This is a genomic window from Burkholderia sp. Nafp2/4-1b, assembly GCF_003635165.1.
GTDB lineage: Bacteria > Pseudomonadota > Gammaproteobacteria > Burkholderiales > Burkholderiaceae > Burkholderia.
This window is the reverse complement of the sequence record NZ_ML058606.1, coordinates 70515-91726: the sequence shown is the minus strand read 5'-3', so window position 1 is coordinate 91726 and position 21212 is coordinate 70515. Positions and strand designations below refer to the sequence as shown.

Annotated in this window: 21 protein-coding genes; 10 read left to right on the top strand and 11 right to left on the bottom strand. The window is 68.4% G+C overall.

Annotated elements, in window-relative coordinates; all coding sequences use genetic code 11:
• Positions 1–10 precede the first annotated feature (10 nt).
• The 3 genes from mdcA to madL all read right to left on the bottom strand — a co-directional run bounded on the left by mdcA (position 11) and on the right by madL (position 2997).
• Positions 11–1657: a malonate decarboxylase subunit alpha gene (gene mdcA, locus C7H84_RS16370; RefSeq protein WP_121859760.1), complete on the bottom strand. Its 1647-nt coding sequence runs from the start codon at positions 1655–1657 to the stop codon at positions 11–13.
• 165 nt (positions 1658–1822) lie between these two features.
• Positions 1823–2590 (bottom strand): malonate transporter subunit MadM, encoded by a 768-nt coding sequence (gene madM / locus C7H84_RS16365; protein WP_121859759.1) that lies wholly within the window; start codon positions 2588–2590, stop codon positions 1823–1825.
• Between the two features lie 11 nt (positions 2591–2601).
• A complete protein-coding gene (madL, locus tag C7H84_RS16360; protein WP_121859758.1) occupies positions 2602–2997 on the bottom strand; it encodes a malonate transporter subunit MadL in 396 nt (131 codons plus the stop codon).
• Between the two features lie 331 nt (positions 2998–3328).
• Between madL and C7H84_RS16355 the strand changes: the two genes are divergently transcribed.
• Both C7H84_RS16355 and C7H84_RS16350 read left to right on the top strand, forming a co-directional pair.
• Positions 3329–4177 (top strand): LysR substrate-binding domain-containing protein, encoded by an 849-nt coding sequence (locus tag C7H84_RS16355; RefSeq protein ID WP_121859757.1) that lies wholly within the window; start codon positions 3329–3331, stop codon positions 4175–4177.
• 196 nt (positions 4178–4373) lie between these two features.
• Positions 4374–4652 (top strand): DUF4148 domain-containing protein, encoded by a 279-nt coding sequence (locus C7H84_RS16350; protein WP_121859756.1) that lies wholly within the window; start codon positions 4374–4376, stop codon positions 4650–4652.
• 40 nt (positions 4653–4692) lie between these two features.
• Here C7H84_RS16350 and C7H84_RS16345 read toward each other — a convergent pair whose 3' ends face one another.
• Positions 4693–5610: a 3-hydroxyacyl-CoA dehydrogenase NAD-binding domain-containing protein gene (locus C7H84_RS16345; protein ID WP_121859755.1), complete on the bottom strand. Its 918-nt coding sequence runs from the start codon at positions 5608–5610 to the stop codon at positions 4693–4695.
• A 255-nt stretch (positions 5611–5865) separates the two neighbouring features.
• Between C7H84_RS16345 and C7H84_RS16340 the strand changes: the two genes are divergently transcribed.
• A complete protein-coding gene (locus tag C7H84_RS16340) occupies positions 5866–6306 on the top strand; it encodes an Hsp20/alpha crystallin family protein (RefSeq protein WP_121859754.1) in 441 nt (146 codons plus the stop codon).
• 16 nt (positions 6307–6322) lie between these two features.
• Positions 6323–6742, top strand: a complete 420-nt coding sequence (locus C7H84_RS16335; RefSeq protein ID WP_121859753.1) for an Hsp20/alpha crystallin family protein — start codon at positions 6323–6325, stop codon at positions 6740–6742.
• 144 nt (positions 6743–6886) lie between these two features.
• Here the strand turns inward: C7H84_RS16335 and C7H84_RS16330 are convergent, their stop codons facing one another.
• Both C7H84_RS16330 and C7H84_RS16325 read right to left on the bottom strand, forming a co-directional pair.
• On the bottom strand, positions 6887–7189 hold the full coding sequence (locus tag C7H84_RS16330; protein ID WP_121859752.1) for a zf-TFIIB domain-containing protein: 303 nt from the start codon (positions 7187–7189) through the stop codon (positions 6887–6889).
• Positions 7190–7249: 60 nt separating this feature from the next.
• Entirely contained in the window at positions 7250–8005 is a 756-nt protein-coding gene (locus C7H84_RS16325; RefSeq protein WP_121859751.1) for a TerC family protein, read from the bottom strand.
• A gap of 108 nt (positions 8006–8113) precedes the next feature.
• Here C7H84_RS16325 and C7H84_RS16320 point away from each other — a divergent pair, with 108 nt between their 5' ends.
• Together C7H84_RS16320 and C7H84_RS16315 are read left to right on the top strand one after the other, a co-directional pair.
• Complete coding sequence (locus C7H84_RS16320; RefSeq protein ID WP_121859750.1) at positions 8114–9007, top strand: LysR family transcriptional regulator; 894 nt, start codon at positions 8114–8116, stop codon at positions 9005–9007.
• 147 nt (positions 9008–9154) lie between these two features.
• Positions 9155–10303, top strand: coding sequence for a DUF2242 domain-containing protein (locus tag C7H84_RS16315; RefSeq protein WP_121859749.1), 1149 nt, complete (start codon positions 9155–9157; stop codon positions 10301–10303).
• Between the two features lie 303 nt (positions 10304–10606).
• Here C7H84_RS16315 and C7H84_RS16310 read toward each other — a convergent pair whose 3' ends face one another.
• Positions 10607–11527, bottom strand: a complete 921-nt coding sequence (locus C7H84_RS16310) for a pyridoxal-phosphate dependent enzyme (protein ID WP_121859748.1) — start codon at positions 11525–11527, stop codon at positions 10607–10609.
• Positions 11528–11701: 174 nt separating this feature from the next.
• On the opposite strand from C7H84_RS16310, the gene C7H84_RS16305 reads away from it, so the two are divergent.
• Positions 11702–12613 carry a LysR family transcriptional regulator gene (locus tag C7H84_RS16305; protein WP_121859747.1) on the top strand — a complete coding sequence of 304 codons (912 nt, stop codon included), beginning with the start codon at positions 11702–11704 and terminating at the stop codon, positions 12611–12613.
• 435 nt (positions 12614–13048) lie between these two features.
• Here the strand turns inward: C7H84_RS16305 and C7H84_RS16300 are convergent, their stop codons facing one another.
• Positions 13049–13900 carry a LysR substrate-binding domain-containing protein gene (locus C7H84_RS16300; protein WP_121859746.1) on the bottom strand — a complete coding sequence of 284 codons (852 nt, stop codon included), beginning with the start codon at positions 13898–13900 and terminating at the stop codon, positions 13049–13051.
• Positions 13901–14013: 113 nt separating this feature from the next.
• On the opposite strand from C7H84_RS16300, the gene C7H84_RS16295 reads away from it, so the two are divergent.
• Both C7H84_RS16295 and C7H84_RS16290 read left to right on the top strand, forming a co-directional pair.
• A complete protein-coding gene (locus C7H84_RS16295) occupies positions 14014–14688 on the top strand; it encodes an NAD(P)H-dependent oxidoreductase (RefSeq protein WP_121859745.1) in 675 nt (224 codons plus the stop codon).
• Between the two features lie 313 nt (positions 14689–15001).
• A complete protein-coding gene (locus tag C7H84_RS16290) occupies positions 15002–16207 on the top strand; it encodes an MFS transporter (protein ID WP_121859744.1) in 1206 nt (401 codons plus the stop codon).
• 135 nt (positions 16208–16342) lie between these two features.
• Here C7H84_RS16290 and C7H84_RS16285 read toward each other — a convergent pair whose 3' ends face one another.
• From C7H84_RS16285 to C7H84_RS16275, 3 genes are read right to left on the bottom strand one after another with little or no spacing between them, the layout of a single operon-like run.
• The gene (locus C7H84_RS16285; RefSeq protein ID WP_121859743.1) at positions 16343–17365 is read right to left on the bottom strand and encodes a histone deacetylase family protein; all 1023 of its coding nucleotides are present in this window, start codon (positions 17363–17365) and stop codon (positions 16343–16345) included.
• Positions 17366–17390: 25 nt separating this feature from the next.
• A complete protein-coding gene (locus C7H84_RS16280; protein ID WP_121859742.1) occupies positions 17391–18674 on the bottom strand; it encodes a Zn-dependent hydrolase in 1284 nt (427 codons plus the stop codon).
• Positions 18675–18717: 43 nt separating this feature from the next.
• Complete coding sequence (locus C7H84_RS16275) at positions 18718–20028, bottom strand: MFS transporter (protein WP_121859741.1); 1311 nt, start codon at positions 20026–20028, stop codon at positions 18718–18720.
• Positions 20029–20218: 190 nt separating this feature from the next.
• Here C7H84_RS16275 and C7H84_RS16270 point away from each other — a divergent pair, with 190 nt between their 5' ends.
• Positions 20219–21175 carry a LysR family transcriptional regulator gene (locus C7H84_RS16270; RefSeq protein WP_121859740.1) on the top strand — a complete coding sequence of 319 codons (957 nt, stop codon included), beginning with the start codon at positions 20219–20221 and terminating at the stop codon, positions 21173–21175.
• Positions 21176–21212 lie beyond the last annotated feature (37 nt).

Genomic DNA, 21212 nt, shown 5'->3' with positions numbered 1-21212 from the left:
GCCCTCTTCCTCACCAGTTGCGGAACCGGGCCGGCGGCGCATAGAGGCCGCCCGACCAGTGCACGAGATCCTTGATCGAGCGCGCGGCGAGCCAGCGGCGGTCGGCGTCGAGCGGATCGATGCCGAGATCCTCCGGGCGGCGGATCACGCCGCGCTCTCGCAGCCGCTCGACCATCCTCTTGTCGCGACCGCGGCCGATTTCCGTATAGCCGGCCACGCCGCGGATCGCATGCTCGCGCTCGTCCTTGTCGCGGCAAATCAGCAAGTTCGCGATGCCTTCCTCGGTGACGATGTGCGTGACGTCATCGCCGTAGACCATGATCGGCGCGAGATCGAGCTGGAGTTTGTCGGCGAGCTTCAGCGCGTCGAGCTTCTCGACGAACATCGGCACGTTCTTGTCGCCGAACGTCTCGCCGATCTGCACGACCAGCTTGCGGCCGCGCCGCAGTGCCGCCGGCGTGTCGGGGTCGGCTTCCGCGCCGGCCTTCAGCCAAGGCTCGCTCGGGTGGCGGCGGCCGCGCGCATCGCTGCCCATGTTCGGCGCGCCGCCGAAGCCCGCGATCCGCTCGGCGGTGACGGTCGACGAATGGCCCGACAGGTCGATCTGCAGCGTCGAGCCGATGAACATGTCGCACGCATACAGGCCGGCGGTCTGGCAGAACGCGCGGTTCGAGCGCAGCGACCCGTCGGAGCCCGTGAACCATACGTCGGAGCGCGCGCGGATGTAGTCGTCCATCCCCACTTCGGAACCGAAGCAGTGGATCTGCTCGACCCAGCCCGATTCGATCGCGGGAATCAGCGTCGGGTGCGGATTGAGCGCCCAGTGCGTGCACACCTTGCCCTTCAGCCCGAGCTTCGCGCCGTAGGTCGGCAGCAGCAGCTCGATCGCGGCCGTGTTGAAGCCGATCCCGTGGTTCAGGCGTTTGATCCCGTACGGTTCGTAGATGCCCTTGATCGCGAGCATCGCGGTCAGGATCTGCGTCTCGGTGATCGCGGCCGGGTCGCGCGTGAACAGCGGCTCGACGTAGAACGGCCGGCCGGCCTCGACGACGAAGTGAACACGGTCGCCCGGGATGTCGACGCGCGGCACCTTGTCGACGATGCGGTCGACCTGCGCGATCACGATGCCGTCCTTGAACGCGGTGGCCTCGACGACGGTCGGCGTGTCTTCCGTGTTCGGGCCGGTGTACAGGTTGCCGTCGGCGTCCGCGCTGACCGCCGCGATCAGCGCGACCTGCGGCGTAAGGTCGATGAAGTAGCGGGCGAACAGCTCGAGATACGTGTGCACCGCGCCGAGCGCGATCTTGCCGCCGAAGAGCAGCTTCGCGATCCGCTGCGACTGCGGGCCCGAATAGGCGAAGTCGAGCCGCTTCGCGATCCCGCGTTCGAACACGTCGAGATGCTCGGGCAGCACGACGCCCGACTGCACCATGTGCAGGTCGTGGATCTTCGCGCTGTCGACGTCGGCGAGCGCGGTGGCAAGCAGGTCGGCCTGCTTCTGGTTGTCGCCTTCGAGGCAAACGCGATCGCCTGGCCGCAGCACCGCTTCGAGCAACGCGACGGTGTCGCGCGCATCGACCCGCTTGCCGCGCGCGAAGGCCGCGCCGGCCGCGAGGCGTGCATCGCGCGCCTGCCGCGCGTGATTCCATCCCGTCATGAACAGTTCTCCCGCTTCGATGGTTCAGCGGCATTCTAAGCCTGGCACCGCCGCCGATTGATGATGTTGACGAATGCGACTCAGAGGACGCCGCGATGGGTGCGGCGCCGCAGGAACCCGCGCACGCCGGCTGCGTGCGCAAGGCGTCCCGATCGCATTCGACGGCTATGCGCCGACCAGCGCGCGTGTCGTGAAGAACAGCACCGACGGCCCGAGCAGGCAGCCGACGCCGGTATGGAACGTCGCGACCAGCGCGCCGTACGGCACGAGCCGGCGGTCGGTCGCGGCAAGGCCCGCGCTCACGCCGCTCACGGTGCCGGCGAGGCCGCCGAAGATCATCGCGGAGCGCGGTGTCTTGAGCCCCATGAAGTTGGCCGCGACCGGCGTGCCCACCATCACGATGATCGCCTTCACGAGGCCCGTCGCGATGCTGAGCGCGATCACGTCGGAGCTCGCGCCGATCGCCGCGCCCGTGATCGGCCCGACGATGTAGGTGACGGCGCCCGCGCCGATCGTCGTCATGCTGACCGCGTCGGTGTAGCCGAACGCACGCGCGACGCACGCGCCGACGATGAACGGCAGCACGGTGCCGAGCAGCAGCGACGCGACGCCGACGAGCCCGGCCTTGCGCGCCTCGGTCGGCTGCACTTCGAACGCGGTCGCGACGATCGCGAAATCGCGCAGCATCGCGCCGCCCATCAGGCCGATGCCGGCGAACAGCTTGACGTCGGCCAGCCCCTTCTCGCCGCCGGTGAATGCGCCGCCGACATACGCGAGCGCCAGACCGATCACGATCGCGATCGCGGAGCCGTGCACGCGGCCGAACGTGAGCTTGCGCGACGCGATCGACGACAACCACATGATCAGGCCGATCAGCGCGAACGACGCGACGAGCCCGTTGTGGGCGACGGTTTTTTCGAGCATCTGCAGCATGGCGGCCTCCGTTACTGTTCGTCGAATTGCGGCACGCCCGCAAAGGCCGTGTCGTCGCGCCCCATGCGCACGAGTACCGCGATGCAGCATGCGCAGATCGCGACCGCACCGAGCGCGGCGAGCAACGCGACCGGGCCGCCCTTCAGCGCGGCGACGACGTTCTGGTTCGCGGCCATCGCTACGACGACCGGGATGTACATCGCGCCCCAGAAACCGACGCCGGCCTCGGTCTCCTTCGGCAGCCAGCCGCGCCGGTGCAGCCACAGGCGCAGGCAGATCAGCAGCAGCATCGCGATGCCGACGCCGCCGACGTTGGTCTTCACGCCGATCGCGGCGCCCAGCAAGTCGCCGAGGAACAGTCCGGCCAGATGGCAAAACGCCAGCAGCGCGGTTCCGTAGATGATCATGAGTCGTCTCCAGTCTCTTCGTGACGGGCGCCTGACGCGTGCGGGAGCCAGGCCCGCACGCCGATCCCGGGCGGACTGTCTGTCTCCTGCGGCGGGGCGCCGCGGCCCGGCGGCTCGTCGTGCGAGCGCGTTCTCGGGGGTCGATGGGATGATGCGGTTTCGGGCCGGACGCCGGATGGCTTAGACTGACTGATGCAGCCGCCGGCCCGACACGGGCTACGCATCCGGTTCGCCCCGTTTGCATGGGCACGCACCAGCGCGTGATCCGATACTAGCGCCGCACAATCCGGCCATTTATGAAGTTGTCGAAACCGATTCAGTGGATTTAGCAATGCGTCCGTTACCGCCCGAGCTGCTGCGCAGCTTCGTCGCCGTCGCCCAGTCCGGCAGTTTCACCGCCGCGTCCGAGCGCGTGAACCTGTCGCAGTCGACCGTCAGCCAGCATATCCGCCGCCTCGAGGAGCTGCTCGACCGCCCGCTGTTCGAGCGCGACACCCGCAACGTGCACCTGTCGCAGCACGGCGACGCGCTGTTCCGCTACGCGGTGCGCATCCTGGAACTGATGGACGAGGCCGTCACGTCGGTGTGCGGGCCGCCGCTGTCGGGCAAGGTGCGGCTCGCGATGTCGGAGGATTTCGCATCGGCCCACCTGACGGCCGCGCTCGCGAGCTTCGTGCAGCGCAATCCGGAAGTCGAGCTCGCGATCTCGACCGGGCTGTCGGGCGACCTGTTCGATGCACTCGACGAAGGCCGTCACGATCTCGTGTTCGCGAAGCGGGTGGCCGGCAGCCGGCGCGGCCGCGTGATCCGCAGCGAACCGCTGTACTGGTGCACCGGCCCCGATTCGCGGATCACCGGTCATGAGGCCGTGCTGCCGCTCGCGATGCATCCGGAGCCGAGTGTGTCGCGCCGCCGCGTGCTCGAATCGCTCGAGGCGGTCGGCCGTCCTTACCGGATCGCCGTCGTCAGCAGCAGCATCGCGGTGCTGCGCGCGGCCGCGAGCGCGGGGCTCGGCGTCAGCGCGTTCGCCGGCTACGTGATCCCGGCCGGGCTCGCGCGGCTCGACGCGGGGCTGCCGGAACTCGGCGAACTCGAATACGTGATCGACCGGCCCGTGGCTGCGTCACGCTCGACGCTGGCGCTCGAGGCGACGCTGATCGCGGCGGCGGCCGAACTGTAACGAACGCGTTCGATCGCGCGTCACGCGTCGAGCATGACGTCGACGCCGCACCGCCGCGGCATTCACGCGCAACTGACGGCGTTGCCCGGAACGCGTCAGCGTCTGCGCAGTGCCCGCTCGCGACAATGGGACCCATCGGAATGCGCGGCAGCGTGCCGCGCGTCCGCTGTCACGTCCCTTCGATCGGAGCCCCACCATGAACGTCTTGCGATTCGCCGTCGCGACCGCCGCAGCCGCGCTGCTGTCCCCCGCCTTTGCGCAAACCGATGCCGCCACGCCCGCGCAGCGCCTCACGCGAGAGGAAGTCGTCGCGCAGTTGAGGCAAGCCTATCTCGATGGCGAACTCCCGACCAACGACGGCAACTATCCGCCGAATGCGGCGACACGCGCCCGCAATCGCGAGCTGGTGCAGGCCGTGCAGCCCGCGTGGCTCGCGCAAACACCGCCGGCACCGCGCACGACCACGCAGCAATAGCGTTTCGCGGCCTGGCCGCGGCCCGGCGCGACGACGGCGCTCAGGGCAGGAAGCTGCGGCGCCGCGCGTCGATCAGTTCGACGAGCAACCGGTCGCGCTCGGCCGCCAGTTCCTGCATCGAACGCTCGCCCTGGATCGCGCGCAGTTCGTCGTTCAGCTTGCGATCGACGGCCGGGTCGAACGACGGCGTGCCGAGGTCGTCCCACCACGTCGTGATCGGCCCCGACAGGTGTTCGAGGAAGTGCACGATGCCGCCCGTACCGCCGCCGAGGTGATAGGTCAGGCACTGCCCCATCAGCCCCCAGCGCAGGCCCGGGCCCCACGCGACCGCCTTGTCCGCATCGGCGACGCTCACCACGCCTTCGCCGACGAGGTGGTACACCTCGCGAAACAGCGCGGCCGCGAGCCGGTTCGCGACGTGGCCGGTCATTTCCTTGTTGAGCACGATGGTCTGCTTGCCGAGCGCGTCGTAGAAATCCTTCACGCGCGCGATCACGTCTGGAGCCGTCGCGTCGCCGCCGACCAGCTCGACGAGCGGAATCAGGTGCGGCGGATTGAACGGATGCGCGATCAGGCAGCGCTCCGGATGCTTGTCGCATGCGGTCTGGATCTCGGACATCTTCAGGCCCGACGAGCTCGACGCAATCGGCACGCTCGCGGGCAGCACGTCGTCCATCCGACGGTACAGCTCGCGCTTCAGGTCGAGCCGCTCGGGGCCGTTTTCCTGCACGAAATCGACACCGTCGAGCGCGCGCACGAGATCCGCGTCGAACGACAGCCGCGCGGAAAGTTCGGCGGCCCGCTCGCCGAGAAACGCGGCGAGCGCGTCGCGCAGCCGCGCGTCGGCCTGCGGCGCGGGATCGGTCGCGACGACATCGAAGCCCTTCGACAGATAGAAAGCTGCCCAGCTCGCGCCGATCACGCCGGCCCCGACGATCGCGATGCGTTGAATGTCCATGTCCGTTCCGTCTCCGTGGTCTGTGGATGGCGCGACGATTGTCGCATCGAATCGCATCGATTCGCGTCGTCACGCGTCGCTGCAAATTGCACATGCCCTCTTGAAAACCGCTGCGGCGACCTCTAATTACCCGTTGCCAGGCAGTGCCCGTCATGCGCACTGCCCCTGTTTCGACTCAGCGGAAATCCGCGCATCGCGCTCGCCATCGGCGTCGCGTCGTCGCGTGCTTCGCGTTTCCTGTTCCGGAGGACCTTCATGAGCGGTATCCATTTCGGCCACGACCTGTTCGACGAATTCGCCCGCGTGCAGCGGCAGATGGCGAGCCGGCTCGGCGAGCTTCCGGCCGGCATCCGCGCGGTGCGGACGGGCACGTTTCCCGCGCTGAACGTCGGCGCGACCGACGATGCGATCGAGATCGTCGCATTCGCGCCCGGCATGGCCGCGGCCGACTTCGACGTGTCGATCGACAAGGACCTGCTGACGATCAGCGGCGAGCGCAAGCCCGCGCCGCACGACGCCGGCGACGACGTGCGCACCTATGCGCAGGAGCGGTTTCACGGCGCGTTCCGCCGCGTGGTCGAGCTGCCGCAGAATGCGGATGCCGACCAGGTCACCGCCCGCTATGAAAACGGCTGCCTGCTGATTCGCGTCGGGCGACGCGAGGCATCGAAGCCGCGTGCGATCACCGTTCAATAACCTTCAGGAGAACGACATGCATACGAGCCAGACCCTGACCGAACGCCAGAACGGTGCCGCGTTCCCCGCTGCTACTGCTGCCGCCGAGCCGGCACGCCGGCCCGCGATCACGCCGGCCGTCGACATCGTCGAAGACCGGCAGCGCGTCACGCTGCGCGCCGACCTGCCGGGCGTGCCGCGCGAGAACCTCGACGTGAAGGTGCACGACAACACGCTGACGATCGAAGCCGACACGCGCGTCGACACACCCGCCGGGCTGCGCGTGCGCCATGCGGAAGTGCGCGCGCCGCGCTACGCGCGCACGTTCGTGCTGAGCCCCGATCTCGACACATCGCGGATCGACGCGAGCCTGCGCGACGGCGTGCTCACGTTGACGATTCCCCGCCGCGAGGAAACGCGCCCGCGCCGCATCGACGTGACGGCCGGCAACGCGTAAGCGCCGACGCGGGTTGGTTGCGCGGCGCGCATGAAAACATGAAAACGCCCCGCCGGGCATGACGCCGGGCGGGGCTTTTTGTCGACATGCGATGCGGTGCGTGTGCTCCGCCGCGTTCGACGTTCGATGGTCGACGTTCAACCTTCAATCGAAATCGAACAGGTCGAACACCGACTTCTTGCGGCGCCGGCCGTCGTGCCGGTAACGATCATCATGCGAGCGGCCATCGCGCCCCCAGCCATCGTCTCGAGCGTGCGACGCCTGCGCATCGTGACGGGCGGGCGGCTCGTCGCGGCGCGTCGGCGCATCGCCGGTTTCGCGTGCGATCAGCTTGTCGAGTTCGCCGCGATCGAGCCACACGCCGCGGCAGGTCGGACAGTAGTCGATCTCGATCGACTGGCGCTCGGCCATCAGCAGGTCGGGCGTCTTGCAGACGGGACATTTCATCGCGCTTCTCCTTTCATTGAGAATTCCGAAACAAGGGCGGAGCCTCCCCCGCCCGCTTGCTCAGCGACCATCGGCGCGCGCCGCGCGCTTCGCCTTCGCACGCCGCGCCAGCATGTTCATGCCCTCGACGAACGCCGAGAACGCCATCGCCGCGTAGATGTAGCCCTTCGGCACATGCGAACCGAAGCCTTCCGCGATCAGCGTCATGCCGATCACGACCAGGAACGACAGCGCGAGCATCACGACGGTCGGGTTGCGGTCGATGAAGCGTGCGAGCGGCTGCGCGGCGAACAGCATCACGGTCACCGCGACGATCACCGCAACGAACATGATCGGGATGTGCTCGGTCATGCCGATCGCGGTCACGATGCTGTCGATCGAGAACACGATGTCGAGCATCACGATCTGGCCGATCGCGGCCCACACCGTCAGGCCGGCCGCGCCGCCGGCTCCGCCTGCGGCGTCGCCGTCGTGCGACACGTGGTGATGCATCTCGGTGGTCGCCTTCCATACGAGGAACAGGCCGCCGGACAGCAGGATCATGTCGCGCCACGAGAACGCGTGATCGAACAGCGTGAACACGGGTTCGGTCAGGCTCGCGATCCACGCGACGCTGCCGAGCAGCGCGAGGCGCATCACGAGCGCGAGCGCGATACCGAGGCGCTGCGTGCGTGCGCGCTGCGCTTCGGGCAGCTTGTTGCTGAGGATGGAGATGAAGATCAGGTTGTCGATGCCGAGCACGACTTCCATCACGACGAGCGTGAGCAGCGCGGCCCAGACGGCGGGGTCGGCGGCAAGCGTCAGCAGGTAGTCCATGAAAAGGGCCGATTCGAAGGTGGAAAGCCCGATGATAGGTGGCCCATGACTTCGTAAAAATCAGTGACAATCTGATCTTTGGTTCGGTTTTTACGAAGTATCGATCCGATGCTGAATTTCCGACATTTGTACTATTTCTGGGTCGTCGTGAAGGAAGGCGGCTTCGCGCGCGCCGCAGAGCGGCTCGACATGGCCGTGCAGACGATCAGCGCGCAGGTCCGCGAACTGGAAAAATCGCTCGGCCACCAGCTGCTCCGCCCGGCCGGGCGCGGCGTCGCGATGACCGACGCGGGTCAGGCCGCGTACGCACGCGCGGAGGTCATCTTCGAGATGGGCCGGCTGATTCCGGACGAAGTGCGCGCGGCGGCGAGCCAGCCGACCGTGCGGCTCGCCGTCGGCCTCGCGGACGGGATTTCCAAGCTCGCCGCCCATGCGATCCTCGCGCCGGTGCTCGATACGCCGACGCTCCGGCTGCTGTGCCACGAGGGCGAGCACGACGCGCTGCTGGCCGAACTGGCCCTGCATCACCTCGATCTGGTGCTCGCCGGCCAAGGCGCGCCATCGGGGTCGAATTTGCGCGTGACGAGCGAGCGGCTCGTCGCGTCGCCGGTCGACTGGTATGGCCCCGCGGCACTCGTCACGCCCACCGCGCGGCAGCGCTTTCCGCAGTGCCTCGCCGAGTTGCCGGTGCTGCTGCCGACCGCGCATTCGGCGCTGCGCGCACGGCTGGACCTGTGGCTGGAGCGCGAACGGGTCGTGCCGCGCATCGCCGGGGAATTCGAGGACAGCGCGCTGATGGCCGTGTTCGCGGCGCGCGGCCTCGGCGTGTTTCCGCTCAGTGAACTCGGCGCGAACGACGCGTCGCTGCTGCGCGGGCTGCGCCGGCTCGGCCGGGCCGGCGACGTGACCGAGGAGATCCATGCGATCCGCTCGCGGCGCGGCGAACACCATCCGCTCGCGTCGCAATTGCTCGCCGCCGCGCGGCCGGCGCCGGCCGCCTGAAGCGAGCGCGACATCAAACGAAACTATAATGACGGCCCGGCCATACGAGATTGCCATGTGCCTACGACCAGGCACCGCCGTTGCGCGGCCTGCGAGTGCGGCGCCCGCAACCCGCGCGGCATCTCGCCTAGCCTTTTGAAAGACGCCATGCACAACCGATTTCGCCTGTTTTCCGTTTCGTGCGCGCTCGCGGCCGCGACCGTGCTGGCAGCGTGCTCGTCGCCGCCCAAGCCGATCTACCAGCAGGAACAGTTCGACGCGACCAGCAGCCCGTATGCGCACACGTTTCGCTCGAAATCCGACGCGGCCTGCGAGGCCGCGCGGCGCGCGCTGCTGAGCCAGGGCTATGTGGTGTCGTCGTCGCGCAACGATGCGGTCGACGGCAGCAAGAATTTCCAGCCGAACAACGACATGCACGTCGTGATCGAGTTTCACGTCGTGTGCGCGGATGCGACCGCCGACGGCTCGTCGAGCATCGCGTACGTGAACGCAGTGCAGGATCGCTACACACTGAAGAAGTCGAACACGTCGGCGAGCGTCGGGCTCAGTGTGTTCGGCTCGCTGTCGCTGCCGATCGGGTCGAGTGACGACGCGCTGGTGAAGACCGCAAGCGAAACGATTCCCGCCGGCGTGTTCTACGAGCGCTTCTTCAATCTCGTCGAGCATTTCCTGAAGATCGATCCGGCCCGCCGCGATCGCGCGACCGTGAAGGCAGCGGAGAAGGAGCACGTCGCGCCGCTGCCCGAACCGGCCCCGACGCCGCAGGGCGAGCCGATGAAGATGACGACGCCGGTCGTGCCGACGCCGCCCGCCGCGCCGGTGCCGCTTGCGGTGCCGAGCGTCGCGCCGGCTGCGGGCACACCGGTCGTGCCGGCCGCGCCCGCCGCGGCATCGGCCGTGGTCGCGCCCGGGACGATGCGCGGTGTCGTGCCGCCGGCCGCGCCTGGCGCAGGTTCTGCGCCTGCTTCGGGTCCGGCACCGGCTTCGGCGCCGGCTTCGAGTCCCACACCGGCTTCGGCGCCGGCTTCGGCTTCGATGCCGGCTTCCACTTCGGCACCCGCTTCCGCACCCGCTTCCGCACCCGCGTCTGCCCCGGCAGCTGCTTCGGCATCGGTCGCGGCTGTCGCGCTGGCCGCACCGGCGCCGGCCGTCGCGGCGCCTGCGCGTGCAGCATCCACATCCGCGGCGCCTTCGAGCGCTGCTCCTGCGCCGGCGGACAAGCCGTCCGCTCCTGCCGCCGCCGATTCCGTCGCGTCGTCCGCACCGGCTGGGGCGAGCGCGCCAGGCACGAACTGATCACGCAAACGTGGTCCCGCCCCGCACGCTTGTCGCGTGCGGCGCGCGATATGTCGATACGTCCCCTTCCCACCCTGCATTCTCGGGCGAGCTCGCCGCGCCTCCCGCCATCCGCTGCACACGTCCGTCGTGACATCGAGGGAAGATAGCGCCGATTCCCGATTTCGCTGACTAGCGCGCGACGCTCCCGCCCTCTGCCGACCACCCGCCGTCCCAGCTCAGGTTCTTCTTCCGCGCCATCGCCGGCCAACGAATCTGCATTCGATCGCTGTCACAAGCGCTCCGCGTTGCCGCGTTACCGCATTACCGCAACGTCGCACTCGATGCCTGCATCTGCTCGACCGTCGCCGTCACGCCGCCGCACACGATTACCGCGATATCGGATGCCGAAGCGAGCACCGGCACCGGCTGTTCGAGCGCGGCCAGCGCGGCGCCGCAGGCCGGTTCGACGAGGATCCGGTGTTCGTCCAGAAACCGCAGCGATGCGGCCACCGCCTGCGCATCGGACACGACGACCGGATGGATCGCATGCCGCGTCGCCCAGTCGAGCGCCGCGTCGCACGGCCGCTTCGCGCCGAGCGACGTCGCAATGCTCGTGATCGCAGGCAATTCGATCGCGTGGCCCTGCGCGATCGAGCGCGCGTAGCTGTCGGCGCCTTCGGTCTCGACCGCGACGACCGGCACGTCGTGCCAGCCGTTGCGCTCAAGCCCCTCGAGCACCCCGCACAGCAGGCCGCCTCCGCCGACCGCGAGCACGACCGCGTCGGGCTTCGGGCCGGTCGCCGCCATCTCGTCGATCATCGTCGCGTGCCCTTGCCACAGCACCGGGTCGTCGAACGGATGCACGAACGCGTCCTGCGCTCCAACGACGGACAGCGCGAACGCATTCGCCTCGGCCCAGCTCGCGCCGTGCACGACGACCTCCGCCCCCTCGACGCGGATCAGCTCGCGCGCGCGGGCCGACGCGCTTTCCGGCACGACGACGAGCACCGGCACGCCGAGCTCGCGGCCGCAATACGCGACCGCGATGCCCGCATTGCCGCCCGACGATGACACGAACCGGCGCGCGCCGCCCGCATGGCGCGCTTCGCACGCCGCCCCGATGCCGCGCAACTTGAACGAACCGGACGGCTGCAACGCGTCGAGCTTCAGCCAGATGTTCGCGCCGAGACGGCGCGACGCGATCTGCGAACGGACATAGGGGGTCGGAATATGAAGCGGCATGGTGCGGGACAGGATCGGGACAAGGGAAGCGCCAGGCAACGCACGCGACCTGCGAACAGGCCCGGCAACGGCGACCATCGTACGGCACGCCGGCCATGCCTTCCAATACCATCGAATGGTGTTTGCTATGCTCTGCAGGCATACCCATCGCATCAATACCGGAATCGACATCGCATGCGCCAGATCGAACTGCGTCACCTGCGTTACTTCGTCGCGGTCGCGCAAGCCGGCAGCGTGATGGCCGGCGCGCGCGCGGCGGGCATCGTGCAGCCCGCGCTGTCGCGGCAGATCCGCGAGCTCGAGGACGCGATCGGCACGCCGCTGCTGATCCGCCGCGCGACGGGCGTCACGCTCACGGCGGCCGGCGCGAGCTTCCTGCAGGATGCAACCGGCCTGCTTGCGACGCTGCAGGACAGCCGCGAACGCGCGTTGCGCAGCGCGGCCGGCCAGCTTGGCGAACTGCGACTCGGTGCGCTGCCGAACTGCCTGCCGCTGCCGGTCGTCGCGAACGTGCTGAAAGCGTTTCGCGACGCGAGTCCGGACGTGAAGTTGTCGATCGCGCCGATGCTGTCGGCCGAACAGGCGGCGGCGCTCACGCGCGGCCAGCTCGACGGCGGCATCATGGCGTGGCGCCGCGACGAGGCGCCGCATCTTTCCGGCGTGCGGCTGTTGAGCGACCGCTTCGTGCTCGCGATGCCAGCACCGCCGGGCGGGCGCTTTCACGCGCCGCGCACGCTCGCCGACGTCGCGCACGAACCGTTCGTGTGGTTCGATGCGCAGCGCTCCGCCGCGCACCACCGCTTCCTGATGGCGCAGTGCGAACGGGCCGGCTTCACGCCGCGCATTGCGCAGGTCGGCAGCGACATCCCGACGTTGATCGGGCTCGTCGCGGCCGGCATGGGTTGCGCGTTCATCCCGGAAAGCGCGTCGCCGACGTGCCCGCGTACGGTGCGCCTCGTCGCGCTCGACGAGCTCGCGAGCCGCTTCGACATCGAGTTCGTGTTCGACGGCGCGGCAAAGCCGGCCTCTCCCGTCGTCGCGCGGTTCATCGACGCCGTGCGCGAGGCGACCGGCCTCGCGGACTGACCTGCCGGCGGGCAGGCGCGGCCCGCGCGCCATCGACGGATTTCGCGGCGTCGTGCAACCGTCGATGCGCCCCCGCTTGCGCGCCGGCGTCGCACGATATTCCGCTCCGCTGCCATCACGCCTCAAACGTTCGCCTCAAACGTCCGTTTGAACAGACGAACGATCTTTCGAAGCGATGCTAACGGACGCAGCGACGCCGCTATTTTTAAATTGGCACCAAAAACGGCCGTTTAACGTCATATCGAAATGTTATGCCCCGAAATATACTGCGCCCGCATCCAACCCTCGTGCCAAAGAGAGGATGCCTTTCCGCCCCGGTCACGGTCCCCCTGTGACCGGGGTTTTTTTTGGTTCTTCGTGGAATTTCGTGAGCCGATGACGATGCGTGTGCCGCTGGCCGCGACAATCCCGGCCCTGTCGCCGCGATGACCGTCGTCATCCCCGGTGCGCGAATGCCAACACGATCGCGTTGCCGAGTTCATCGACAACCCGGGCCGACGCGCCAGGCGCCGCGAACATCGTGAACTCGACATCGGGCAGGGCCGGCAGGCCGGCATCCGGCGGGATCGCACGCAAGCCGTGCGCAAGTTGTGTGTGCACGATCGGTGTCACCGCAAAGCCCGCGTGTGCGGCCGCGCACAGGCCGGCGCCGCTCGGGCACACGAGCACGATCCGGTAATCCACGCCCGCACGGGCCAGTGCTGCCAGCGAGGCCTCACGATACGGGCAGGGTTCCGGCAGCAGCGCGATCGGCACCGGTACGCCAGGCGTGAGCGACGCCCAATCCGCACCGGCCCACACAAGCGACTCGCGCCAGAGCACGCGTCCGGCCCGCCCGTCGTGGCAGCGTCCGCCCATCACCACATCCAGTTCACCGCGATCCAGCGCCTGGAGCAGTTCGCCCGGGATACCGACTCTGATGCTGAATTCGATGCGCGGGTACCGCGCGGCAAACGCCTGCATCACATGCATCAACCTGACATTGGCGAGGTCTTCCGACAGACCCACGCGGATCGTGCCCGCGCTCGGTTCGCGCAGCAGTTGCGCCCGCGCATCCTGATTGAGCGCGAGGATGGCGCGCGCGTAGCCCAGCAGCAGTTCGCCGTCCACCGTAAGCGTGACCGAGCGCGTGGTGCGCACGAGCAGGTCGCGGCCGGTCTGTTTTTCCAGGCGCCGCAGATGCGCGCTGACCGCGGACTGCGTCAGGTTCAGACGGGCCGCGGCATGCGTGAACCCGCCTTCCTGGACGACGGCCACGAAAGAGCGCAGCAAAACGGTATCGAACATGGGATGCCCCGCAATACAGTGCGAATTCTACTGAGTACCGCGATGATACTTCGTTTATATTTCGAATCGAACTATGTTCTGATGAGGACCGTCAACCCGTCAGGAGTTTTTTCATGTCGACCTTGCTGCATATCCAGTCCTCCCCGCGCAAGTCGCGGTCCGCATCACTCGACGTCGCACGCGCGTATCTGGAAGCCTGGCGCAACGCGCATCCGGATCATCGGGTCGACGTGCTCGACCTGTGGGCGACGCCATTGCCGGAACTCGACGGCGATGCGCTCGATGCCAAATACGCGGACTTGAGCGGCACACCGCTCAGCGAAGGCCAGCAGCAAGCATGGGCAGGCTTCCGGCAGCTCGCGCAGCGGATGCACGACGCGGATACGTTGCTGTTCTCCGTGCCGCTGTGGAATTTTTCCATCCCATACAAGCTCAAGCATTTCATCGACGCCGTGTCCCACCGCGGCCTGCTCTTCTCATTCGACGAGCGTGGGTTAGCGGGATTGCTGAACGGCAAGAAAGCCGTCGTGATCTATGCAAGAGGCCTCGACTATTCGACGCAATCCAGCACGCCCGCCGCGTCGTTCGACTTTCAGCGGCCGTTTCTCGAAGCGTGGCTGCGCTTCGTCGGTATCACCGACGTCGAATCGATCATCGTCGAGAAAACGCTGTTCGGACCTGAAGTCGATCACGCGGGCAGAGAGGCCGCGCGCGAACGGGCAGTAACGCTGGTACACGCGGCCCCATCACCGGCATCAGCATCAGCATCAGCTTCGGTTGATGGCTGAACTGGCCAATGGCCGGAGACCGGGGAGCGCCGACGGCCTTCCCCGTGTTCGCCGGTACGCCGCGCAACCGGCTCGCGCATCGGCATGGGAATACCTCACGCATCCCGCCCGGCGCGCGACTGGCGGCCCGCCGCCCCCTCGCCGCAAAGCCCCGGCGGGCCGCGCACGCATGCCGACCCAACCGCGCATTGTTGACATGAAATCAAGATAATTTCGCCCCGATGCGGCTTTTTCCGCAAAGGTACTGCGGGCACACTTCACCCTGTCCGCAATGGCTCGATGCCGTTGCCTCATGCTTACAGGAGCGCATCGCGTGAACACCACGACTTCTTCTCCTTCCCGCCCGGGCGGCAGCGCCGCGCTGCCGCTGCTCGCGCTCGCCGCCGGTGCGTTCGGCATCGGCACGACCGAGTTCTCGCCGATGGGCCTGTTGCCGGTGATCGCCGACGGCGTGCACGTGTCGATTCCGCAGGCCGGCATGCTGATCAGCGCGTACGCGATCGGCGTGATGGTCGGCGCACCGCTGATGACGCTGCTGCTCGCGCGCTGGTCGCGCCGCTCGGCACTGATCGCGCTGATGTCGATCTTCACGATCGGCAACCTGCTGTCGGCCGTCGCGCCGGACTACACGACGCTGCTGCTCGCACGACTCGTCACGAGCCTCAACCACGGCGCGTTCTTCGGGCTCGGCTCGGTGGTCGCCGCGAGCCTCGTGCCGCGCGACAAACAGGCCAGCGCGGTCGCGACGATGTTCATGGGTCTCACGATCGCGAACGTCGGCGGCGTGCCGGCGGCGACCTGGCTCGGCCAGATGATCGGCTGGCGCATGTCGTTCGCGGCGACCGCGGCGCTCGGCCTGATCGCGATCGCCGGCCTCTTCGCCGCGCTGCCGAAGGGCGAGGCCGGCAAGATGCCGAACCTGCGTGCGGAACTGTCGGTACTGACGCGCCCGGTCGTGCTCGGCGCGCTCGGGACCACGGTGCTCGGCGCCGGTGCGATGTTCACGCTGTACACGTACGTCGCGCCGACGCTCGAACACGTGACCGGTGCGACGCCCGGCTTCGTGACCGCGATGCTCGTGCTGATCGGCGTCGGCTTCTCGATCGGCAATATCGCCGGCGGCCGCCTCGCCGACCGCTCGCTCGACGGCACGCTGATCGGCTTCCTGGTGCTGCTGATCGTGACGATGGCCGCGTTCCCGCTGCTCGCGCAAACGCATGCCGGTGCCGCGGTCACGCTGCTGGTCTGGGGTGTCGCGACGTTCGCGGTGGTCCCGCCGCTGCAGATGCGCGTGATGCGCGCCGCACACGAAGCGCCGGGCCTCGCGTCGGCCGTCAACATCGGCGCGTTCAATCTCGGCAATGCGCTCGGCGCGGCAGCCGGCGGCGCAGCGATCTCGGCCGGCTTCGGCTACGCGGCGGTGCCGCTCGTGGGCGGACTGATTGCCGCGGCAGGGCTCGCGCTGGTCGCGCTGCAGGTCATGCAGCGCCGCCGCGCGCCGGTCGCCGCGAACTCGTAAGTGCACGGCGTCCCGCGCCGTGACCGGCGTGGGGACCGATGTGCGGTACCGCAATCGACACCACGCCCGCGTCGGAAATCGACGCGGGCGTCGTGTCGATTGCTGGGTGTCCGGCGTCTCCGTCAAAACGACGCGTCAGCGCGCCGAGCCGAACCCGCCGAAGAACGCGCGCGCATTCGCATCGAGGCTCTCGAGGTGATAACCGCCTTCCTGCACGATCACCGTCGGCAAACCGAGCGCACCGATCGCGCCGCCGAGCCGCCCGAAGCCGTCGGTCGTGACGGCGACCTGCGATTGCGGGTCGTCCTTGTAAATGTCGAAGCCGAGCGCGAGCACGAGCGCATCGGGCTGGAACCGCGCGAGCGCGCGCAGCGCGTCGTCGAGCCGCTCGAAGAACGTCGATTCAGGTGCACCGTGCGGCATCGGCAGGTTCAGGTTGTAGCCGTCGCCGGCCCCCGCGCCCGTCTCCTCCTCGTAGCCCGCGACGACCGGGTAGAAATTGGTCGGATCGCCGTGGATCGACACGTACAGCACGTCGTCGCGACCGTAGAAGATCTCCTGCACGCCCTGCCCGTGATGCATGTCGGTGTCGAGGATCGCGACGCGGCGATGGCGACCGAGCAGCGCCTGCGCGGCGATCGCCGCATTGTTCAGGTAGCAGAAGCCGCCGGCCGCATCGCGGCGCGCGTGATGGCCGGGCGGCCGGCACAGCGCGTACGCGTCGCGCGCGCCGTCGTTGACGTCCGCCGCGGCCGCGAGTGCACTCTGTGCGGACCAGTACGCGGCACGCCACGTATTCGCGCCGATCGGGCAACTGCCATCGGCGAGATAGCGCGCGGCTTTCGCGAGCACGCCGCGCAGCGGATTCGGATCGCGCACGAACACGTTCGACATCACTTCGTCGCCCCAGTCGTCGGGCATCCGTTTCCAGTCGCGGTGCGCTTCTTCCAGAAAGCGCAGGTAGTTCGTGTCGTGCACGGCCGCGATCGGCGCGGTGCCGCGATCGAGCGGCTCGCGCACGTCGAAGTCGAGCGCGCGCACGGCCGCGACCAGCCGCGCCGCGCGCTCGGGCACTTCCTGCGGCTCGCGCATCTTGCCGCGCGACAGGTAGGTGCGCGGATGGTGCAGCAACTGTTCGGGGTGGAAATAGGTGTTCATCGTTCGTTCTCGTCGGGTTACCGCGTCATGCGTCGTGTGCTGCCGCGGCCGCAGCGTTCGTCGCGACCGTGCGCGCCACGACACCGGCACGCGCGAGCACCGCATTGAGCAGCACGTTCGTGCCGCGCGTCACGTCGTCGGGCAGCGCATCTTCCGCTTCGTTGTGCGACAGCCCGTCGACGCACGGGATGAACACCATCGCGGTCGGCACGCGGCGCGCGAGCAGGATCGCATCGTGACCGGCGCCGCTGACGATCCGCTCGTTCGTATAGCCGAACGCGTCAGCCGCCTGTGCGACAAGTTCGACGCAGGCCCGGTCGAACGGCGTCGCCGGGCTGCGCCAGCAGGTGTCGATCGACACCTGCACGCCGCGCGCGGCGGCCACGCGCGTGCACGCGTCGCGCAGGTCGCGCTCCATCGCATCGACTTGTGCATCGTCGTGATGGCGCAAGTCGACGGTGAACGTCACGTCGCCGGCGATCGTGTTGCGCGACGCGTTGCGGATCGTGACCTGTCCGATCGTCGCGAGCCCGCGCGGTGCGTAGCCGGCAACGATCCGTTCGAGTTCGAGCGCCATCTGCGCGCCCGCGAAGTACGCGTCCTTGCGATACGGCATCGGCGTCGTGCCCGCATGCGCGGCCACGCCCGTCACGCTCACGTCGAGCCAGCGGATCGCCTGCCCGCCCGTGACGACGCCGATCGTCGTGCCGTTCGCCTCGAGCACCGGCCCCTGTTCGATATGCGCTTCGAAATACGCGTCGACCGCACCGCCCGGCGCGCGCGTACCGCGATAACCGCATGCGTCCAGCGCGGCGCCGAGCGTGATGCCGTCGGCGTCCTGCTTCGACAATGCGTCTTCAAGCGGCAGCGCACCCGTGAACACGGCGGACCCCAGCATCGCGGGCGCGAAGCGCGCGCCCTCCTCGTTGGTCCACGATACGATCTCGAGCGGCTTGTCGGTCACGATGCCCGCATCGTTCAGCGTGCGCACGAGTTCAAGCGCGGCGAGCACGCCGTACACGCCGTCGAAGCGCCCGCCTTCGGGCTGCGTGTCGAGATGGCTGCCGATCAGCACCGGCGCGGCCTGCGCATCGGCGCCGTCGCGCCGCGCGAACAGGTTGCCGACCGCGTCGATGCTCACCGTCATCCCCGCATCGCGGCACCACTGCGCGAACAGGTCGCGCCCGCGGCGATCGTCGTGGGTGAGCGCGAGGCGCCGCACGCCGCCGCGCGGCGTCGCGCCGATGCGTGCCATGTCGGCGAGGCTCTGCCAAAGCCGGGCACCGTCGATCTCCAGCAAGTCTTTCATTCGAACTCCGATTGAATTGTGCGTTGAGGGTCGCTGCGCGCGGTCAATGCGAGCCGAGCGCTTCGGCCGCGGCCGGCTGCGCCGCGCGGCGCGCATCGAGCGCCACGATGCACAGCAGCGAGATGCCGGCGAGACACGTGTAGAACACCGCGAGCGGCCACCACTGGCCGACGAAGCGATGTGCGAGCCAGGTGCCGACGAGCGGCGTCAGCCCGCCCGCGATCGCGCCGCACACCTGGTACGCGAGCGAGATCGCCGAATAGCGCACGTGCGCGGGGAACACGCCGCTGACGAAGCCCGCGATCACCGAATAGAAGCCGGACATGCACACGACCGCGAGCGCGATGCCCGCGATGAGCGAAGCGGACGTGCCGCCCTGCACGAGCATGAACATCGGGTACGGCGACAGCATCGCGAGCAGCGCGGCGATCTTGAGGAAACGCGCGCCGCCGATGCGTTCGGCGATCCACGCGGCGATCGGCTGCCCGATGAACTGAATGATCGCGACCGCGAACAGGCTGTCGAGGATCAGCGAGCGCGACACGCCGACGTACTGCGTCGTGTAAGCGATCATGAATGTGTTGGTGAAATAGACGCCGGCGATCCCGATCGTGTTCGCGCCGATGCAGAGCAGCACGAGCCCCGACGCGGAGCGGAACACTTCGGCGACCGGCAGCTTCACCGTGCGGTTCGCTTCCTTCACGCGCGCGAATTCCGGCGACTCATTCACGCCGAGCCGGATCAGGATGCCGACGACGAGCAGCACCGAGCTCGCGAGAAACGGCAGGCGCCAGCCCCACGCGAGGAAGTCGGCCTTGTCCATCGACGTGACCGCGCGGAACGCGACCAACGACAGGATCAGGCCGGCCGGGCTGCCGAGTTGCGCGAACGACGCGAAGAACGTGCGACGGCCTTGCGGCGCGTGTTCGCCCGCCATCAGCACCGCGCCGCCCCACTCGCCGCCGACCGCGATCCCCTGCACGACGCGCAGCAGAACGAGCAGCGCGGGCGCGAGCATGCCGACCTTCGAATAGTCGGGCAGCAGCCCGACGCACACGGTCGCGACGCCCATCATCATCAGCGTCGTCATCAGCGCCTTCTTGCGGCCGATGCGATCGCCGAGATGGCCGAACACGAGGCCGCCGAGCGGGCGCGCGAAGAAGCCGACCGCGAACGTCGCGAACGACGCCATCGTGCTGACGAACGGGTCATGCGACGGGAAATAGAGTTCGCCGAACACCAGCGCGGCGGCGGTCGCGTAGATGTAGAAGTCGTACCACTCGATCATCGTGCCGATGAACGCGGCCGTCGCGGCACGCGCCGGCTGGCGGGCGGAAGGAAGGGACTGGGTCATGCTGGCTCCTGGCGCGCGCCGCGGCGCGGCGCACGCAATATCGTGAGGGCAGCCGTCTGGCGCGGCCTCGCGCCGCACGGTGCGGCGCCCCTCCTTTATCGGCGACCGCCCGTCATTAGTCAAATTTCAAGTTATTATTCGGCGTATAAATTTAACTAATGACTGCCACCTTGCCTCGCCCGGAGACCCGATGCGCGCCGATCTCGCTCCCTTCCTCAACGATCGCCTCGACTGGAACCTGCTGCGCACCTATCTGGTGATCATGCAGGAGCGCAGCGTGAGCCGCGCGGCCGCGCGCCTGCACGTGACGCAGCCGGCCGTCAGCCAGGCGCTGCGGCGGCTCGAAGAGGCACTCGAGCGCAAATTGATCGAGCGGCGCGGCGCGCACTTCGCACCGACGCCGGCGGGCGAGGCCGTGTACCGGATCGCGAGCGACATCTACGGTGGCGTGTCGCGGCTCGAGACGGAGCTCGACGACAGCACGGCCGACCTCACCGGCACGATCCGCTTGCTGACGGTGAGCCGCATCGAGTCGCCCGTCTACGACGAATTCCTGGCCGACTTCCATCGCGCGTATCCGCGCATCGATCTGCAGATCGAAGTAATGCGCTCGTCGGACATCCTGTCGTCGCTGCTGCAGAAAACGGCCACCGCCGGGCTCGGCCTGTGCCGCACGCCGCACGACAAGCTGCAGATGCGCTGCTTCCTGCGGCAGCGCTATGCGATCTACTGCGGCCGCCATCATCGGCTGTTCGGGCAGACACAACTACGGATGGACGATCTCCTCGCGGAGAACTTCGTGTCGTTCACGAGCGACCAGATCGGCGACAGCCTGTCGCCGCTCACGGTGTTCCGCGACCAGAAGGGGTTCACCGGACGCATCGTCGCGTCGTCGCCGAGCCTCGAGGAAGTGCGGCGGCTGATTTTCGCCGGTTACGGCATCGGCTGCCTGCCCGAGCACATCGTGCGCGACGACATCGCGCAGCAACGGCTGTGGCGGCTGCCGCCCGACGACGGGCTCGTCGACGTCGACGTGTTCCTGCTGTGGCATCGCGACCGCAAGATGAACGCGGCCGAGCAGGCGTTCCTCGATGCGATGGAGCGCTGCATGCAGCGTCATTCGCTCGCGGAACGGCTCGGGATGTAAGCGCGCGAATACGCCCATTCGCGTATCGGCGCAGTCG

Coding starts and splice junctions, on each gene's coding strand:
- C7H84_RS16355 (WP_121859757.1), top strand. CDS start 3,329: ATGCGTCCGTTACCGCCCGAGCTGCTGCGCAGCTTCGTCGCCGTCGCC.
- C7H84_RS16270 (WP_121859740.1), top strand. CDS start 20,219: ATGCGCGCCGATCTCGCTCCCTTCCTCAACGATCGCCTCGACTGGAAC.
- C7H84_RS16275 (WP_121859741.1), bottom strand. CDS start 20,028: ATGACCCAGTCCCTTCCTTCCGCCCGCCAGCCGGCGCGTGCCGCGACG.
- C7H84_RS16340 (WP_121859754.1), top strand. CDS start 5,866: ATGAGCGGTATCCATTTCGGCCACGACCTGTTCGACGAATTCGCCCGC.
- C7H84_RS16285 (WP_121859743.1), bottom strand. CDS start 17,365: ATGAACACCTATTTCCACCCCGAACAGTTGCTGCACCATCCGCGCACC.
- C7H84_RS16300 (WP_121859746.1), bottom strand. CDS start 13,900: ATGTTCGATACCGTTTTGCTGCGCTCTTTCGTGGCCGTCGTCCAGGAA.
- C7H84_RS16350 (WP_121859756.1), top strand. CDS start 4,374: ATGAACGTCTTGCGATTCGCCGTCGCGACCGCCGCAGCCGCGCTGCTG.
- madL (WP_121859758.1), bottom strand. CDS start 2,997: ATGATCATCTACGGAACCGCGCTGCTGGCGTTTTGCCATCTGGCCGGA.
- C7H84_RS16305 (WP_121859747.1), top strand. CDS start 11,702: ATGCGCCAGATCGAACTGCGTCACCTGCGTTACTTCGTCGCGGTCGCG.
- C7H84_RS16345 (WP_121859755.1), bottom strand. CDS start 5,610: ATGGACATTCAACGCATCGCGATCGTCGGGGCCGGCGTGATCGGCGCG.
- C7H84_RS16335 (WP_121859753.1), top strand. CDS start 6,323: ATGCATACGAGCCAGACCCTGACCGAACGCCAGAACGGTGCCGCGTTC.
- C7H84_RS16320 (WP_121859750.1), top strand. CDS start 8,114: ATGCTGAATTTCCGACATTTGTACTATTTCTGGGTCGTCGTGAAGGAA.
- C7H84_RS16325 (WP_121859751.1), bottom strand. CDS start 8,005: ATGGACTACCTGCTGACGCTTGCCGCCGACCCCGCCGTCTGGGCCGCG.
- C7H84_RS16315 (WP_121859749.1), top strand. CDS start 9,155: ATGCACAACCGATTTCGCCTGTTTTCCGTTTCGTGCGCGCTCGCGGCC.
- mdcA (WP_121859760.1), bottom strand. CDS start 1,657: ATGACGGGATGGAATCACGCGCGGCAGGCGCGCGATGCACGCCTCGCG.
- C7H84_RS16280 (WP_121859742.1), bottom strand. CDS start 18,674: ATGAAAGACTTGCTGGAGATCGACGGTGCCCGGCTTTGGCAGAGCCTC.
- C7H84_RS16310 (WP_121859748.1), bottom strand. CDS start 11,527: ATGCCGCTTCATATTCCGACCCCCTATGTCCGTTCGCAGATCGCGTCG.
- C7H84_RS16330 (WP_121859752.1), bottom strand. CDS start 7,189: ATGAAATGTCCCGTCTGCAAGACGCCCGACCTGCTGATGGCCGAGCGC.
- C7H84_RS16295 (WP_121859745.1), top strand. CDS start 14,014: ATGTCGACCTTGCTGCATATCCAGTCCTCCCCGCGCAAGTCGCGGTCC.
- madM (WP_121859759.1), bottom strand. CDS start 2,590: ATGCTGCAGATGCTCGAAAAAACCGTCGCCCACAACGGGCTCGTCGCG.